This window comes from Phenylobacterium montanum, assembly GCF_018135625.1.
Taxonomy (GTDB): Bacteria; Pseudomonadota; Alphaproteobacteria; order Caulobacterales; family Caulobacteraceae; genus Poindextera; species Poindextera montana.
The window spans coordinates 3,573,941-3,589,740 of record NZ_CP073078.1 but is presented as its reverse complement, the minus strand read 5'-3'; the positions used below and the strand labels follow the sequence as shown (position 1 = coordinate 3,589,740).

The following is a 15,800-nucleotide window of genomic DNA, read 5'->3' as shown; positions in this document are numbered from 1 at the left end:
AGCGGAGCCCTACCTGAAGATGCGACCCGGACGGGCCCGGACATCCTCCCGGCCCGCCGGTTGACTATGCCTGGGGCTTTCCCGAAACCTCGCTTTTTGTGTGCGCCGCGCCTGGCGCGAACTGGACTTGGCCAAATGAGTCAGAACGAGACGCCTTCGACCCCCAGCGATGGGGTCGTGGCCCCTGCGCCCAATCGATTCCGCCGCCTGCGCTGGCCGATCATGATCGGGGCGGTGCTGCTGGTGGTATTGGGCGGCCTCTATGTCTATCTGACCGGCGGGCGCTACGAGTCCACCGACGACGCCTCGATCAACAGCGGCCGGGTTTCGGTTTCGAGCAGCATTTCAGGCCGGGTGATCGCCGTGCGCGTGCATGACGGCCAGCTGGTCAAGCAGGGCCAGATCCTGTTCCAGATCGATCCGCGCCCGTTCCAGGCCTCGGTCGACGAGGCCCAGGCGAGCCTGGAGGCGGCTCGGCTGCAGGTGAACGGGCTGAAGGCCAGCTATCTGCAGCACGAGGCCGAGCTGAAGGCCGCCCAGGACAACCTGGCCTATCTCGAGGGCGAGGCGAAGCGGCAGAAGGCCCTGGTGGCCGCCGGCACCGCGACCCAGATCCAGGCGGCGCAGGTCGCCAACCAGGCCGAGCAGGCCGCCCGCCAGGTCGAATCCCAGCGCCAAGCTGTCGCCAACGCACTGGCCGCCCTGGACGGCGACCCCAACCTGCCGGTCGAGCGCCACCCGATGGTGCTGCAGGCCCGCGCGCGCCTTTCGGCCGCCGGCCTGAACCGCAGCTATGTCGATGTCGTGGCCCTGCAGGACGGCATCGTCACCAAGGTCGACCAGTTGCAGGCCGGCGACTATGTCAACGCCTCGACGCCGGTGTTCAGCCTTGTCTCGCCGAACATCTGGATCGAGGCCAACTTCAAGGAAAACCAGCTGGAATATATGCGCGCCGGCCAGTCGGCCCAGGTGAAGGTCGACGCCTATCCGAACCACAAGTTCAAGGCCCGGGTCGAGAACATCAGCCCCGGCACCGGCTCCAGCTTCTCTTTGCTGCCGGCGGAGAACGCCACCGGCAACTGGGTCAAGGTGACCCAGCGGGTGCCCGTGCGCCTGGTGTTCGAGGGTGATCCGGGCGTCCCCATGCCGGCGGGCCTGTCGGTGACCGTCACGGTCGACACCACCCACAAGCGCAGCCTGGGCGGTTCTGCTCAGGCGAAGGGCGCGGGAGGCGCCGGCCGATGAGCGACGCCGCCGCGGGACCCGCGTCCCCGGCCAAGGCCGCCCCATCCGAGACTCAAAAGGGCGACCCGAACCGGGGGATCATCACCGCCTGCGTCATGCTGGCGACGGTGATGAACTCGCTGGACACCACCATCGCCAACGTCGCCCTGCCGCATATGCAGGGCAGCGTCTCGGCCTCGGCCGACCAGATCACCTGGGTCCTGACCTCCTACATCGTCGCGGCGGCGATCATGACGCCGATGACGGGGTGGCTGGCCGGGCGCTTCGGCCGCAAGCAGGTGTTCATGATCTCGATCGCCGGCTTCACCGTGGCCTCGGCCCTGTGCGGCGCGGCTGCCACCCTGGCGCAGATCGTCGGCTTCCGCCTGCTGCAGGGCCTGTTCGGCGCGGCCCTGGTGCCGCTGTCCCAGGCGGTCTTGATGGACATCTATTCGCCCGAAGAGCAGGGCTCGGCCATGGCCATGTGGGGCATGGGCGCCATCCTGGGCCCGATCGTCGGCCCGGCCCTGGGCGGCTTTTTGACCGACAATTTCAGCTGGCGCTGGGTATTCTATATCAACCTGCCCTTCGGCGTACTGGCCTTCCTGGGCGTCTCGGCCTTCATCCACGACCATAAGCACGAGCAGAAGATCCCCATCGACCTGATGGGTTTCGGCCTGCTCTCGATCGCCATCGGCGCGTTCCAGCTGTTCCTCGACCGGGGTGAGAGCCAGGCCTGGTTCGAATCCACCGAAATCTGGATCGAGGCCGTGGTGGCGGGCCTGGCGGCCTTCCTGTTCACCGTACACACCCTGACCGCAGACCGGCCGTTCCTGCCCCGGGCGCTGTTCGCCGACCGCAACTTCATCAGCGCCACGGTGTTCGGCTTCTTCATCGGCATCCTCTTGTTCTCGACCCTGGCGCTGCTGCCGCCGATGATGGAGGTGCTGCTGGGCTATCCCGTGGTGACCACCGGCATCGTTTCGGCCCCCCGCGGCATAGGCAGCTGGCTGGCCATGTTCGTGGTCGGTCGGATGGTGAACCGGATCGACGTGCGCCTGATCATCACCGCGGGGCTGCTGATCAGCTTCGCCGCCCTCAGCGGCATGACCCGCTATTCACTGACCATGGATTCAAGCCTGATCGTCTGGACCGGCATCTTCCAGGGTTTCGGCATCGGCCTGATCTTCGTGCCCCTGACCATCCTCGCCTTCGCCACCCTGGACGCCCGCTACCGCGCCGACGGGGCGGGGGTGTTCACCCTGGTGCGCAACCTGGGCTCCAGCGCCGGCATCTCGATCATGCAGGCCCTGCACACCGAGAACACCCAGATCGTCCATTCGCGCCTGGTCGAAGGCCTGACCCTGGACAATCCGCTGGTCCGCAGCCTGGCCGCGCCCTTCAGCCTCACCCGCCCCGCCGGCGTCGCCGCGCTGGACGGCGAGGTCACCCGCCAGGCCTCGATGGTGGCCTACATAGACGACTTCAAGCTGATGGCGGTCACCGCCCTCGTCCTGATCCCCGCGCTGCTTCTGATGCGCAAGAGCCAAAGAGCCGTTTCCGATGACCAGCACCTTATCGCGGACTAGGGCCCTCGCCGCCGGAGTCGCCGTCGCGAGCCTCGTGGCCGGCTGCGCCGCCGTCGGCCCCGACTTCAAGACCCCTGCCGCCCCGGCGGCCAAGGGCTACGCCATGGCCGGCGACGACGCCAATGCCGGCCCGATCGAGACCAGGGTCGGCGACAAGGTCGTGGCCGACTGGTGGACCCTGTTTCATTCGCCCCAGCTGGACCAGCTGGTGCGCCAGGCCATCGCCAACAACCGCAGCCTGGAAGCGGCGCGGGCGCGGCTGGCGGCCTCGCGCGAGGCGGTGGGCGCCGAGAGCGGGAACCTGATGGTCGACGCCAATGCGGGCATCCAGCGCGAGCGGGCCAATCTGAACGCCTTTTCCGGCGGCGCCTTCAACGCCAAAGCCCTGCCGGGCGGCCTGTCCTTCCCCACCAATCCGGAGTTCAACCTCTATACCCTGGGGACCACGGTCAGCTACGACCTCGATGTCTGGGGCGCCAAGCGGCGGCGGGTCGAGGCGGCCAAGGCCGACGCCGAAGCCCAGGCGCGCGAGCTGGACGCGGCCTACCTGACCCTGACCGGCAAGGTGGTGGCCCAGGCCCTGACCGCCGCCGACGCCAGCATTCAGGTCCAGGCCCTGGCCGATATCGTGCGCACCGATCAGCAGGATCTGGACATGATCCGCCGCGCTCGTGACGCCGGCGGGGCCGCCGCGGCGGACGTGGCGGCGGCGGAGACCGCCCTGGCCGAAGACCAGGCCATGGTCCCGGTGCAGCAGCAGCGGCTGGCCGCAGCCCGTCACGCCCTCGCCGCCCTGGTCGGCAAGTCGCCGGACGGCTTCGACGCGCCGGTCTTCGACGCCAGTTCGGGCTCGATGCCGGCCAGCCTGCCGGTCAGCCTGCCTTCGGAACTGGTGCGCCAGCGGCCGGACATCCTGGAGGCCGAGGCGCGGCTGCATGCGGCCACCGCCCAGGTCGGGGTCGAGACCGCGGCCCTCTATCCGAACATCACCCTCAGCGCCAACTACGCCCTGAACGGCCTGACCCCGGACAAGATCTTCGACCACACCTCCACCAGCTGGGCGATCGCCGGCGGCCTGACCGCGCCGATCTTCCACTCGGGCGAACTGAAGGCCAAACAGCGCGAGGCGCAGGAGAACGCCCGGGCGGCGCTGGCGACCTACGAACAGACGGTGCTGGACGCCTTCGGCCAGGTGGCCGACGCCCTGACCGCCATCGCCCACGACAACGCCTCGTATGCCGAACAGACCCGAGCGCTGGACGCGGCGACCCGGCGGCTGGACATGGTGCGCAAGGCCTTCGCCGAGGGTGGGACCAGCGCCGAGCAGGTCGTGCGGGCCGAGCGCGACTGGCGGCGCACCAAGCTGGCCCTGTCGGAACAGGGCACCGGCCGGGTCGGCGATGCCGCGCGGCTGCTCTTGGCCACCGCCAATGTGCCGCCGGGCGCAGTCGACGCTTCAGGCGCGGCTCAGCACTCGGGGCAGTGATCGGTCCGGGCCCGCTCGATCTGCAAGGTGGCGTGGCCGACGCCGAAGCGTGAGCGCAGGGCGGCCGACAGGCTGGCGCGGAACTGGTCCTCGCCGTCGTCGGCGGGCCGCACCAGGTGGGCGGTCAGGGCCGTTTCGGTGGTGCTCATGGCCCAGACGTGCAGGTCGTGCACGTCGGTGACCCCCTGGCCGTCCAGCAGGAAGGCGCGAATGCGGCCGAGGTCGGCGCCGATCGGGGCGGCGTCGAGGGCCAGGTCCACGGACTCCCGCAAAAGGCCCCAGGTCCCGGCGACGATCACGGCGACGACCAGGACGGTGGCCGCCGGGTCGATCCAGGTCTGGCCGGTCACGGCGATCAGCGCGGCCGAGAGGATCACCCCCAGGGACACCGCCGCATCGCCCGCCATGTGCAGGAAGGCGCCGCGGGCGTTCACATCGTGGCCGCTGCTGCCCACGAACATCAGTGCGGTCAGGGTGTTGGCCACCACCCCGACGCCGGCGACGATCATCACCAGGGAGGCATGCACCGGCTCAGGGTGCGTCAGCCGGCGAACCGCCTCGACGATCAGCCCGCCGCTGACCAGCATCAGGACCAAGGCGTTGATCAGAGCGGCCAGCACGGTGGCCTTGCCGAAGCCATAGGTGCGCCGGCCCCTGGCCGGGCGCCTGGACAGCCACAAGGCGCCGCCGGCGAGGACCAGGCCCATCACGTCGGACAGGTTGTGCCCGGCGTCGGCCACCAGGGCGGTCGAGTGAGCGAAGAAGCCGCCGACCGCCTCGACCGCCACGATCAACAGGTTCAGCCCGACCGCCAAGCCGTAGCGCGGGTCCTCGGGCGAGGCGTGGACGTGGCCGTGATGGCCATGTCCGTGGCCGTGATCATGCCCATGATGATGGTCATGGCCGTGGTCGTGGTGATGATCATGGTCGTGATCGTGGCGATGGGCGGCCATGGCGGAAGGAACCTCAAGATACCCTCCCCCAGTATACAATATCGCCTGCCGACGCCAGCGGTCGGGACGTCGCATTTGCATTCGCCGCCGCAAGCCGCTAGCGGCACGGCATGAGCCTCGATCCCGTCGCCCTCGCCCAGGACCTGATCCGCCGCCCCTCGGTCACCCCGGCCGACGAGGGGGCGATGGACGTGCTGCAACAGGCGCTGGAAAGCGCCGGCTTCGCCTGCCGGCGGATGCGCTTCGGCGAGATCGAGAACCTCTACGCCCGCCGCGGGACCGCCGCGCCCAACCTCTGTTTCGCCGGCCATACCGACGTGGTGCCGGTGGGCGACGCCGGCGCCTGGCTGAAGCCGCCCTTCGCCGGGGTGGTCGAGGAGGGGGTGCTGTACGGCCGCGGGGCGGTGGACATGAAGGGCGCCATCGCCGCCTTCGCCGCCGCGGCCAGCGAGGCGCAAGTCCCAGGTTCGCTTTCCTTCCTGATCACCGGCGACGAGGAGGGCGCGGCCGAGGATGGCACCGCCCGCCTGGTCGAGGCCTTGGCCGCGGAGGGCGAACGGATCGACCACGTGGTGCTGGGCGAGCCAACATCGTCCTCCCGCCTCGGCGACCAGATCAAGATCGGCCGCCGCGGCAGCCTGAACGCCTGGATCACGGTCGATGGCGCCCAGGGCCACGTGGCCTATCCGCAGCAGGCGGCCAACCCGATCCCGCCCCTGGTGCGGCTCCTGGCCCGGTTGCAAGGGCGGGTGCTGGATGAAGGCCATCCGGGCTTCCAGCCCTCGAACCTGGAAGTCACCACCATCGATGTCGGCAACCCCGCCACCAACGTGATCCCGGCCCAGGCCAAGGCCCGGCTTAACATCCGCTTCAACCCGGCCCATGACGGCCAGGGGCTGATCGACTGGCTGATCGCCGAATGCGCCGCTGAGCAGGCCGGCTTTTCCGGCAAGGTCGGCCTAGTCGCCAAACTGACCGGCAACGCCTTCCTGACCGAGCCCGGCCCGTTCGTCGAAGTCTGCGCCCAGGCGGTCGAAGAGGTGCTTGGCCGGCGGCCGGAGCTCTCCACCACCGGCGGCATCTCCGACGCCCGCTTCATCCGAAAGCTCTGCCCGGTGGTCGAGCTGGGCCTGGTCAACGCCACCATGCATGCGGTGGACGAATGCACGCCGGTTGAGCACATCGCGGACCTGACCCGTGTCTATGCCGCCTTGATCGCGCGCTATTTCACCGCCTTCGGCTAGACGGGGAAATTCTGCGGCGCCAGTTTGCGGCGCAGCTATTGCGTCGCACCCTCAAGCGCGCGTCCCCGGGGGTTTCGAATGGCCGAGCACAGGTTCGGGATCGATTGGCGCACCGCGCCGGAAGTCGTCTGGCGGATCCTGGTGTTCCTGGTCGCCCTGACGGTTCTGATCGTGGTCACCAGCCGCTGGGACCGTTGGCAGGGCCGGGCCGGCTGGCAGGAGACCGACGACGCCTATCTGCAGTCGGACTTCACCCCCATCGCCTCAAAGGTCCCAGGCTATGTGGCCGAGATGCCGGTGCAGGACTACCAGCGGGTCAAGGCCGGCGACCTGATCGCCCAGATCGTCGATACCGACTACAAGGCGGCCGTGGCCCAGGGCGAGGCCAATGTCGCCTCGGCCAGCGCCCAGGCTGAGGCGCTAAAGGCCCAGGCCGGCCTGCAGCAGGCCAATCTGGACGCGGCCAAGGCGGTCTTGGCCTCGACCACCGCCACCCTGGCGCAGAACGGCCGCGACCTGGCGCGGCAGAAGGAGCTGCTGGCCATCGGCTCCTCCTCGACCGAGGCCAGGGAAAAGCTGGAGACCACCCGCGCCCAGCTCTCCGCCCAGCAGGCCCAGAACAAGGCCCAGGTGGAGGCCGCCCAGCGCCAGCTCGGCGTGCTGGCGGCGCAGGAGGCCCAGGCCCAGGCGGCGATCCAGGCCCAGACCGCCAACCTGCAGCTGGCGCGGATCAACCTCGGCTATACCCGCATCGTCGCTCCACAGGACGGGGTGCTGGGCCAGCGCCAGGTCAAGCCCGGCCAGTTCGTCGGCGCCGGCGGCCAGGTCACCAGCCTGACCCCCCTGCCCAAGGTCTGGGTCACCGCTAATTTCAAGGAGACCCAGCTGACCCACATGGCCGTGGGCCAGAAGGCAGAGGTGCGCATCGACGCCTATCCCGGCCACGTGATGAAGGGCCACGTCCTGGCCTTCGCCCCCGGCTCGGGCGCGCAGTTCGCGCTGCTGCCCCCCGACAACGCCACCGGCAATTTCACCAAGGTGGTGCAGCGGGTGGCGGTGAAGATCGCCATCGACGACGCGGACGGCCTGGCCGATCGCCTGCGGCCGGGCCTGTCGGTGCTGGCGCGGATCGACGCCCGAGACGGCCGCTCATGAGCGACGCCGCGGCCGTCCCTGCTGCGGCCCCGGCGCCGCCGGCCCCGCCCGAGAGCATTCCCTGGCTGGGCTTGGCGGCGGTGCTGCTCGGCACCTTCATCTCCACCCTGAACGGGCGGCTTTCGACCTTCGGCCTGGCCGATATCCGCGGCGCGGTGCATGCCGGCTTCGACGAAGGCGCCTGGATCACCACCGCCCAGACCTGCGCCCAGATGCTGGTGGCGCCCTTCGCGGTGTGGATCGGCGGCATGTTCGGGCCGCGTCGGGCGCTGATCGACTCCGCCCTGGCCTTCGCGATCATCTCGCTGATCGAGCCCTTCTCGACCAACCTGCCGATGCTCCTGGCGCTGCAGTTCGCCGGCGGCCTGGCCTCGGGGTTCTTCGTGCCCCTGACGCTGAGCTTCATCCTGAGGAACACCCCGCCCAAGTACTGGGCGTATGGGGTGGCGATCTACGCCCTCAATCTCGAGCTTTCGCTGAACATCTCCGCCTCGCTGGAGGGTTGGTACGTCGATCACCTGACCTGGCGCTGGATCTTCTGGCAGAACGTGCCCCTTGCGCTGGGCATGGTCGGCTGTCTGCACTGGGGCGTGACGCGCACGGCGCCGCTGCCGGCCCGCCCGCCGGCCGACGTGTTCGGCCTGATCTTCGGCGGCCTGGGCCTGGCCTTGATCTATGCCGGACTGGACCAGGGCAACCGGCTGGACTGGCTGAATTCCGGTCTGGTCTCGGCCCTCCTGCTGTCCGGCGGTGTGCTGGTGGCCGGCTTCATCGTTCACGAGCTGAGGACCGCCCACCCCGGTGTCAATCTCAGGGTCGCCGCGGCGCCGCCCTTGCCGAGGCTTCTGGTGCTGATCTCATTCCTGCGCCTGACCATCCTGTCGACGGCGTTCCTGATCCCGCAATATCTGGGGGCGGTGCGCGGCTATCGGGCGCTGGAGGTCGGCCAGACCCTGATCTGGATCGCCGCGCCGCAGCTGGTCTTCTGTCCGCTGGCGGCCCTGATGCTGCGGCGGACCGACCCGCGGCTGGTCTCCTCGATCGGATTCATCTTCATCAGCCTGGCCTGCCTGATGGTTTCGCGCACCCTGACTCCGATCTGGAACTCGGATCAGTTCCTGCCGTCGCAGCTGTTGCAGGCGGTAGGGCAGAGCTTCGCCCTGTCCGGCATCCTGTTCTTCGCCGTGCTGCACCTGCGGCCCGAGGACGCCCTGACCTTCGGCGGGGCGGTGCAGACCGCGCGGCTGATGGGGGGCGAGCTGGGGGTGGCCTTCGTCGCCACCTTCACCCGGATGCGCTCGCAGACCGCCTCCAACCTGATCGGCCTGCACGTCCAGACCGGCGACCCGGTCGTGGTCCAGCGCCTGGGCGCCTATGCCGCCGCCACCGCCCGGGCCGGCGATCCCGGCTCTGGCCCCGCCCGCGCCGGCGCGCTCCTGGGCGGGGTGGTGCGCAGCACCGCGGCGACGCAGGGGGTGATCGACGCCTTTGTCGCCATTTCCGCCTGCACGGCGCTGGCCCTGATGCTGGTGGTGGCGCACAAGCCCGCGCCGCTGGGGCCAGCCTCGCACCGGCCGCTTTTTTCGCCGCGGGAGGCCGACCCGGCATGAGACGCGCCGCCCCTCTGATCCTGGCCCTTTCCCTGAGCGGCTGCCTCGTTGGCCCGACCTATCGCGCCCCGAACCCGCCAGCGGGCGCCGCCGGGCCCCTGGTCTCGGTGCGGCCGGAGCTGGAGACGACGGCCGCCCTGCCGGACGACTGGTGGCGTCTGTATCAGGACCCCCTGCTCGACAAGCTGATCGCCGAGGCCTTCGCCGCCAACACCGACCTGAAGGCGGCCCAGGCCAACCTGTCGGCGGCCAGGGCGGTCTATGAGGCGACGCGGGCCGGCCGCTATCCGTCGACCACCCTGGCCTCCGGCTCGATCTATGGCCGCGACCCGGCCACGGACGAGATCGTCGAGATCCTGGGGGCCAAGCCCCAGACCATCTGGCTGTTCGACGACCTGATCGACGTCTCCTACGAGTTCGACCTGTTCGGCCGCCTGCGCCGCCAGATCGAGGCTTCCAAGGCCGACGCCGCCGCGGCCCGGGCCGCGCGGGACGGACTGAAGATCACCGTCGCGGCCGAGACCGCCCGCGCCTACGCCCAGGTCTGCGCGTTGGGCGAACAGTTGGCCGTGGCCCAGCGTTCCCTCGATGTGGTCAGCCACCAGGCCGAGATCGCCGACCAGCGGCTCCAGGTCGGCGCCGGCACGCGGTTCGACGTGGTAAGGAGCCGCGGGCTGGTGGCCCAGGCCCGGGCCGCCCTGCCGCCGTTGGAGGGGCAGAGGCGCGCCGCCCTGTTCCAGTTGGGCGCCCTTCTCGGCCGCACCCCGGCCAACGCCCCCCACGAGGCCGAGGCCTGCGTGACCCCGCCGCGCCTGGCGGCGCCCATTCCCGTGGGCGACGGCGCGGCCCTCCTCAAGCGCCGGCCCGACGTGCGCCAGGCCGAGCTGCGGCTGGCCGGGGCTACCGCGCGGGTGGGGGTGGCGACCGCCGACCTCTACCCGCGCATCACCTTGACCGGCTTCTGGGGCGGCTTCGCCGACGACACCTCGCTGATCGCCACCAACGCGGGCCTGGGCTGGGGCGTCGGACCCAAGATCAGCTGGGCCTTTCCCAACCAATCGGCCCCCCGCGCCCGTATCCGCCAGGCCAAGGCGGGGGCCGAGGTCGCGCTGGACGGCTTCGATTCCGCCGTGCTGCAGGCGCTGAAGGAGGCTGAGCAGGCCCTGACCGCCTATGGCGCCGAGCTGGATCACCGCCGCGCCCTGGACGAGGCCCAGGCCCGGGCGCACGAAGCCTTCGACCTGGCCCGCGGCCAGCTTTCGGCTGGCTCGATCAGCACCCTGGACCTCCTCACCGCCGAACAGACCGTGGTCGCGGCCGACGCTGCGGTGGCTGCGTCGGATTCAGCTCTCGTTCAGGATCAGATCGCGATCTTCAAGGCGCTCGGCGGCGGCTGGAAGGGCTGACCCCGCCAAACCGGAGGGGAATCGCCGAATGCGCAAGAGCCTGAGCGCCGCCCTGGCGCTGGTCGCCGTCCTGGCCGCCTCGGGCCTGTTCGCCCAGCGGCTGCACGCCGAGGGCGGGCTGATGCGAGGCCCCTCCGAGCCCTTCGCGGCCCAGCCTCCGCCGCCGGCTCCGGACTACCGCCGGCCCGAAGCCTGGGCGGCGCGCCCGGACGCGCCCGGCGAGACCGCCCTGACCCCGGACGAAACCGGCCTCAAGCCCGCTGGCCGAGCGGCCAAGGTCGACGTCTTCTTCATCCACCCCACCACCTACCTGGCGGGCGAGCATTGGAACGCGGCCTATGACGAGCCCGGGACGCCCTCCACCCGGATCGAGACGGGGGTGATGCGCTACCAAGCCAGCGTATTCAACGGCTGTTGCCGCATCTACGCCCCGCATTATCGCCAGGCGGTGCTGGGCGCCTTCATGCGCGATACGCCCGACGGCGAGGCGGCGATCGACCTGGCCTATGCCGACGTCCTGCGCGCCTTCGACGACTACATGGCTCACGACAATGGCGGGCGGCCGTTCATCATCGCCGGCCACAGCCAGGGCTCGCTGCACGCGCTGCGCCTGCTTCAGGAGCGGATCATCGGAACGCCGCTGCAGAAGCGGCTGGTGGCGGCCTATGTCATCGGCGGCTTCGTCCCTGCCGAGATCGAGGCCAAGGGCCTGCCGATCTGCCGCACCGAGCGCCAGACGGGCTGCATCGTCGACTGGAACAGCGTCGCCGCCGGCAAGGGCAAGACCCGCAGCGGCGGCGCGGCGCTGATGTGGCTGGACGGGCGCTATCAGAGCGCGGCCGGCCACGACATCGTCTGCGTCAACCCGCTGGACTGGCGCTATGGCGGCGAAGCCCCGGCCGACGCCAACCAGGGCGCGATCCCCGCCGTCCACGGGTTGAGCGGCCTGCCGGCGCCGGTCGCTGGTCTGACCGGCGCACGCTGTTCAGACGGCATGCTGGAGGTCGATATCCCCTTCGGCCGCCGCGAAGGCTTCCGCGACCCCCTGACCCTGGTCGGGGTGTATCACGACCTGGACTACAACCTGTTCTACATGAACCTGCGCCGCAACGCGGTGGAGCGGGCGGAGGCGTTTGTAGGGCGGTAGGAGTGAACTGCTCGGTAGTGAGTTTGACGTCTCACCTATGCTTCCTCCTTCTCTTGCCCGCCTTTGATCGCGGCGACTTCGCCATGGGAACCAGATGTCAACACCGGCACGACGCTGAAGGCGGCGCTCAGCTCAGCCGCGGAAAGGTGAGGTCTGCCCCCCATTCAGACATCAGCGGCTGGTCCGCCGAGAGCCCCCTCTATGCCACCCCGATGCCTGCCCAATAATTGTTCAGATTAGTATAGAACTTGATCCGAACCTCAGCCGTCCCCTCGAAATCGTCTCGCTGCGGTCGCTATGATAAACCCAACCAACCCTATTAAAGATGTAACTCCGTACCTCATATGAGAATTCATCTTGAGTATATAGGAAAGATAAAGTGCGAGTAGAATCGTGCATACGCCAATTAAAAGAAGCGAATAATATGCCAATAATCGCCAATTCATACTTTATTCCTTTTCGCAAGGATCGTTATTATCTTTCATGAGTGAATTCGACATAGGGTACACGCCCGTTCCCGTTGTTTCGCCGACGCGGCTGCGGATTCGAGTCGCCTTCCCTAGCATTTCATCAATGACACTAGCCTCCGCGGCTGATCGATGAGATGCAAGTGGTGCGATTATGAGTTGAATTTCGCCAGCAGACAAGCGATTGCCTGCCTAACGCCTCACCGCTCGAGCGCCCATGTCTCGGAATGCTGCGCGGCTTTGCTCCCTGCGTGCTTGGAGCTCTGGCCGACATGGGACTAAGGAGCGATGGATCGCCCCCTACCGCGACTTCAAGCTGAAGCTGAACGCCACCATGTCGCCCTTGATGTCGCCGATCTGGCGGCTGGTATCGTAGCCGAGGTCGTTGCGGATCTCGCGGTGGACATAGCCGAACGAGGCCTGCATCGCGCCCTTCTTCCAGCCGACGCCGGCCTGGCTGTCGCTGACCACGGTGGGATTGACGCCGTCGTCGACGGTCAGGTTGGCGCGGGGCATCAGGCCGCCGCTGCGGCTGAGGTGGACGCCCACCAGCTCCCCGCTGCCTTCGGCGAACAGGAACCAGCGACCCCGGGTCCCGTCGGCCTCGCGGTCGGGCTGGAAGCCGAGCTGGCCGGCGATGGAGTTGCGGCGCTGCGGCAGCTGCAGCCGCACCGCGGCGCCAGCAAGGGCCGAGCCGCCCTGATCGTTCATGGCCACGCCGAAGTGCGGCGCCACGTCCAGGGCGAAGCGGCCGCTGGTGATCGGGGCCGAACGCTCGAAGTCGAGGTTGACGCTGTTGGTCTCAGGCTGCAGCCGCCCGCCCGGCGAGGCCAGCACCACCCCGCCCGGGCCGCGCTCTGCGGCGACCACCGTCATGCGCAGGGTGTCGACCGCGCCGTCGTCGTTGAGCCGGCTGACCGAGTGGCTGGTCCAGGTGGCCGAGCCCCCGGTCAGCGCCCAGGCGCGCTCGGAGAGGAGACGATCGGCGGCCAGGGGCGCCTGGCTGCTCTCGGCCGGCGCGGCCGGGCCTTCGCCCACATGGTAGCTGGCCTGGAAGCGTGGCTTTTTCGGCTGTTCCGCCGCCGCTTTCGGTTTGTCGAACGCGGCGCGGTTCAGCGCCGTCAAGGCCGCATCATCGGCGGCGAGGGCGCTGGTCGCCGCCCCGCCCGTGAGTGCGATCAGTAGCAGACCCAATATGGCCCGCATCGCACAACCCCTTCGTCCCTATGGCCGTCGCCCGGCGACAGGCCGGACGATCATCAATCGGCTCAGCTCATCAACCCACGGATTCCTTAACAGTTCCCGCGGATTCACCTGCTGCGCGCAAACTTCGCTGCAAGCTTTCGGCCAGGACGGGACCTTCGCCACAGCGCTCGCTGGATTGTGAAGAGCACAATCCGCTTCGGAGCGCCTTGACGGCGATCAAGGGATGCTGAAACGCCGCTCGAACGGCGCGTCGGGCTTCCCCGTTTCCGCGCCGTTCTGGCGACCTGGACGCGCTCGCCGCCCTACTGGCAGGCGAGGCATTCTTCGTAGTCGGTGCGGGACGGGACCGACATGGATTCGGCCTTTTCACCCCCCTCGGCGCCGGCGAAGGCCGCGCGCTGAACCGACTTGGAGCGCAGATAGTAGAGGGATTTCACGCCTCGCTCCCATGCGGTGTAGTGCAGCATGTGCAGGTCCCACTTGTCGACGTCGCCGGGCAGGAAGACGTTCAGGGACTGGGACTGGCAGACCTCGGGCGTGCGGTCGGCGGCCAGTTCGACCACCCAGCGCTGGTCCAGTTCGAAGGCGGTCTTGAACACATCCTTCTCGTCCGGCGTCAGGGCGTCGAGGTGCTGCACCGAACCCTCGTGCTCCAGGATCGAGCGCCAGGTGGCGTCGTTGTTCAGGCCGCGTTCGTCCAGAAGCCTCTCCAGATAGGGGTTCTTGACCGCGAAGGAGCCGGACAGGGTCTTGTGGGTGTAGATGTTGGCGGGGATCGGCTCGATACCGGCGGAGGTCCCGCCGCAGATGATCGAGATCGAGGCGGTGGGCGCGATGGCCAGCTTGTGGCTGAACCGCTCCATCACCCCGCGCTCCTCGGCGTCCGGGCAGGCGCCGCGCTCGGCGGCCAGGACGCGGGAAGCCTTGTCGGCCTCGCGGCGCAGGTGCTTGAACAGCCTCATGTTCCACGACTTGGCCAGGGCGCTCTCGAACGGCACGTTCTGGCCCTGCAGGAACGAGTGGAAGCCCATCAGGCCCAGGCCCACGGACCGCTCGCGCTCGGCGGCGTACTTGGCCGCCTGCATGGCCGGCGGGGCGCGGTCGATGAAGTCCTGCAGCACGTTGTCCAGGAACCGCAGCACGTCCTCGATGAAGGTCGGATGGTCGCGCCATTCCAGGAAGGTCTCGGCGTTGACCGAGGACAGGCAGCAGACCGCGGTGCGCTCCTCGCCCAGGTGATCGGGGCCGGTGTGCAGCATGATTTCGGAGCACAGGTTCGACTGGCGCACCGAAAGGCCGAGCTCGCGCTGATGCTGCGGCATCATCCGGTTCACGGTGTCGGAGAAGATCAGGTAGGGCTCGCCGGTGGCCAGGCGCACGTCCAGGATCTTCTGCCACAGGGCGCGGGCGTCGACCGCCTTGACCACCTCGTGGGTCTTGGGGCTGCGCAGGCCGAAGGGCGTCCCGTCGCGCACCGCCTCCATGAACTCGTCGGTGATCGACAGGCCGTGGTGCAGGTTCAGCGACTTGCGATTGAAGTCGCCCGAGGGTTTGCGGATCTCAAGGAACTCCTCGATCTCCGGGTGGTGGATATCCAGATAGACCGCCGCCGAGCCGCGGCGCAGCGAGCCCTGGCTGATGGCCAGGGTCAGGCTGTCCATCACGCGGATGAAGGGAATGATGCCGCTGGTCTGGCCCTGGCCCTTGACCTTCTCGCCGATCGAGCGAACCCCGCCCCAATAGGTGCCGATGCCGCCGCCGTTGGCCGCCAGCCAGACGTTCTCGTTCCAGGCGCCGACGATGCCCTCCAGGCTGTCGGACACGGAGTTCAGGAAGCAGGAGATCGGTAGGCCGCGGTCGGCGCCGCCATTGGACAGCACCGGGGTCGCCGGCATGAACCACAACTTCGAGATGTAGTCATAAATCCGCTGGGCATGATCCGAATCGTCGGCATAGGCGGTGGCCACGCGGGCGAACATGTCCTGGTAGGACTCGCCCGGCAGCAGATAGCGGTCTTCCAGGGTGGTGCGGCCGAAATCCGTCAGCAGCGCGTCGCGCGAGCGGTCGACTTCGACCTTCTTCACCAGTTGCAGCTGCGGCCGATCGGCCGGGCGGGTGGCGGCGAACTTGGCGTCACGGACCTTCGCAGAAGACTTGGTCGCCTGGTTGCGCATCATCTTGGAAACCCCATCACCCCTTCAACGCGGCGACGCCAGCAGCGTCGTCCAGACCCTATATCTTGTGGGCGAAGCAGCCCTAACCCCACACATATGGGGCCACAGGCGTGACATACCGTCAACGGGCGAAAACGGC

Annotated in this window: 11 protein-coding genes; 8 read left to right on the top strand and 3 right to left on the bottom strand. The window is 68.8% G+C overall.

All coding sequences use genetic code 11. The features are described from left to right. The first annotated feature begins 135 nt into the window (after positions 1–135). Genes KCG34_RS16180 through KCG34_RS16170 form a run of 3 tightly spaced genes read left to right on the top strand, consistent with a single transcriptional unit; the run spans position 136 to position 4,299 of the window. Positions 136–1,245, top strand: a complete 1,110-nt coding sequence (locus KCG34_RS16180; protein ID WP_211936666.1) for an HlyD family secretion protein — start codon at positions 136–138, stop codon at positions 1,243–1,245. After that, positions 1,242–2,813, top strand: coding sequence for an MDR family MFS transporter (locus KCG34_RS16175; protein WP_211936665.1), 1,572 nt, complete (start codon positions 1,242–1,244; stop codon positions 2,811–2,813). The genes KCG34_RS16180 and KCG34_RS16175 overlap by 4 nt, the downstream gene beginning before the upstream one ends. Beyond that, a complete protein-coding gene (locus KCG34_RS16170; RefSeq protein WP_211936664.1) occupies positions 2,788–4,299 on the top strand; it encodes an efflux transporter outer membrane subunit in 1,512 nt (503 codons plus the stop codon). The genes KCG34_RS16175 and KCG34_RS16170 overlap by 26 nt, the downstream gene beginning before the upstream one ends. On the opposite strand, the gene KCG34_RS16165 is transcribed toward KCG34_RS16170, so the two are convergent. Next, positions 4,281–5,252: a cation diffusion facilitator family transporter gene (locus tag KCG34_RS16165; RefSeq protein ID WP_211936663.1), complete on the bottom strand. Its 972-nt coding sequence runs from the start codon at positions 5,250–5,252 to the stop codon at positions 4,281–4,283. The two genes, KCG34_RS16170 and KCG34_RS16165, sit on opposite strands and share 19 nt — an antisense overlap. Before the next feature lie 110 nt (positions 5,253–5,362). On the opposite strand from KCG34_RS16165, the gene dapE reads away from it, so the two are divergent. The 5 genes from dapE (at position 5,363) to KCG34_RS16140 (ending at position 11,814) form a co-directional block, all read left to right on the top strand. After that, positions 5,363–6,496, top strand: coding sequence for a succinyl-diaminopimelate desuccinylase (gene dapE, locus KCG34_RS16160; RefSeq protein ID WP_211936662.1), 1,134 nt, complete (start codon positions 5,363–5,365; stop codon positions 6,494–6,496). 78 nt (positions 6,497–6,574) lie between these two features. Continuing rightward, entirely contained in the window at positions 6,575–7,651 is a 1,077-nt protein-coding gene (locus KCG34_RS16155; protein ID WP_211936661.1) for an HlyD family secretion protein, read from the top strand. After that, entirely contained in the window at positions 7,648–9,261 is a 1,614-nt protein-coding gene (locus KCG34_RS16150; protein WP_211936660.1) for an MFS transporter, read from the top strand. Before KCG34_RS16155 ends, KCG34_RS16150 begins: the two co-directional genes overlap by 4 nt. Beyond that, entirely contained in the window at positions 9,258–10,667 is a 1,410-nt protein-coding gene (locus KCG34_RS16145; RefSeq protein WP_211936659.1) for an efflux transporter outer membrane subunit, read from the top strand. Before KCG34_RS16150 ends, KCG34_RS16145 begins: the two co-directional genes overlap by 4 nt. 28 nt (positions 10,668–10,695) lie before the next feature. Beyond that, complete coding sequence (locus KCG34_RS16140) at positions 10,696–11,814, top strand: DUF3089 domain-containing protein (protein WP_211936658.1); 1,119 nt, start codon at positions 10,696–10,698, stop codon at positions 11,812–11,814. 767 nt (positions 11,815–12,581) lie between these two features. On the opposite strand, the gene KCG34_RS16135 is transcribed toward KCG34_RS16140, so the two are convergent. Continuing rightward, positions 12,582–13,487, bottom strand: coding sequence for a lipid A-modifier LpxR family protein (locus KCG34_RS16135; protein ID WP_211936657.1), 906 nt, complete (start codon positions 13,485–13,487; stop codon positions 12,582–12,584). A gap of 302 nt (positions 13,488–13,789) precedes the next feature. After that, a complete protein-coding gene (locus KCG34_RS16130; RefSeq protein WP_211936656.1) occupies positions 13,790–15,664 on the bottom strand; it encodes a ribonucleoside-diphosphate reductase subunit alpha in 1,875 nt (624 codons plus the stop codon). Positions 15,665–15,800: the final 136 nt, after the last annotated feature.

Coding starts and splice junctions, on each gene's coding strand:
- KCG34_RS16135 (WP_211936657.1), bottom strand. CDS start 13,487: ATGCGGGCCATATTGGGTCTGCTACTGATCGCACTCACGGGCGGGGCG.
- KCG34_RS16130 (WP_211936656.1), bottom strand. CDS start 15,664: ATGATGCGCAACCAGGCGACCAAGTCTTCTGCGAAGGTCCGTGACGCC.
- KCG34_RS16150 (WP_211936660.1), top strand. CDS start 7,648: ATGAGCGACGCCGCGGCCGTCCCTGCTGCGGCCCCGGCGCCGCCGGCC.
- KCG34_RS16175 (WP_211936665.1), top strand. CDS start 1,242: ATGAGCGACGCCGCCGCGGGACCCGCGTCCCCGGCCAAGGCCGCCCCA.
- KCG34_RS16145 (WP_211936659.1), top strand. CDS start 9,258: ATGAGACGCGCCGCCCCTCTGATCCTGGCCCTTTCCCTGAGCGGCTGC.
- KCG34_RS16165 (WP_211936663.1), bottom strand. CDS start 5,252: ATGGCCGCCCATCGCCACGATCACGACCATGATCATCACCACGACCAC.
- KCG34_RS16155 (WP_211936661.1), top strand. CDS start 6,575: ATGGCCGAGCACAGGTTCGGGATCGATTGGCGCACCGCGCCGGAAGTC.
- KCG34_RS16180 (WP_211936666.1), top strand. CDS start 136: ATGAGTCAGAACGAGACGCCTTCGACCCCCAGCGATGGGGTCGTGGCC.
- dapE (WP_211936662.1), top strand. CDS start 5,363: ATGAGCCTCGATCCCGTCGCCCTCGCCCAGGACCTGATCCGCCGCCCC.
- KCG34_RS16170 (WP_211936664.1), top strand. CDS start 2,788: ATGACCAGCACCTTATCGCGGACTAGGGCCCTCGCCGCCGGAGTCGCC.
- KCG34_RS16140 (WP_211936658.1), top strand. CDS start 10,696: ATGCGCAAGAGCCTGAGCGCCGCCCTGGCGCTGGTCGCCGTCCTGGCC.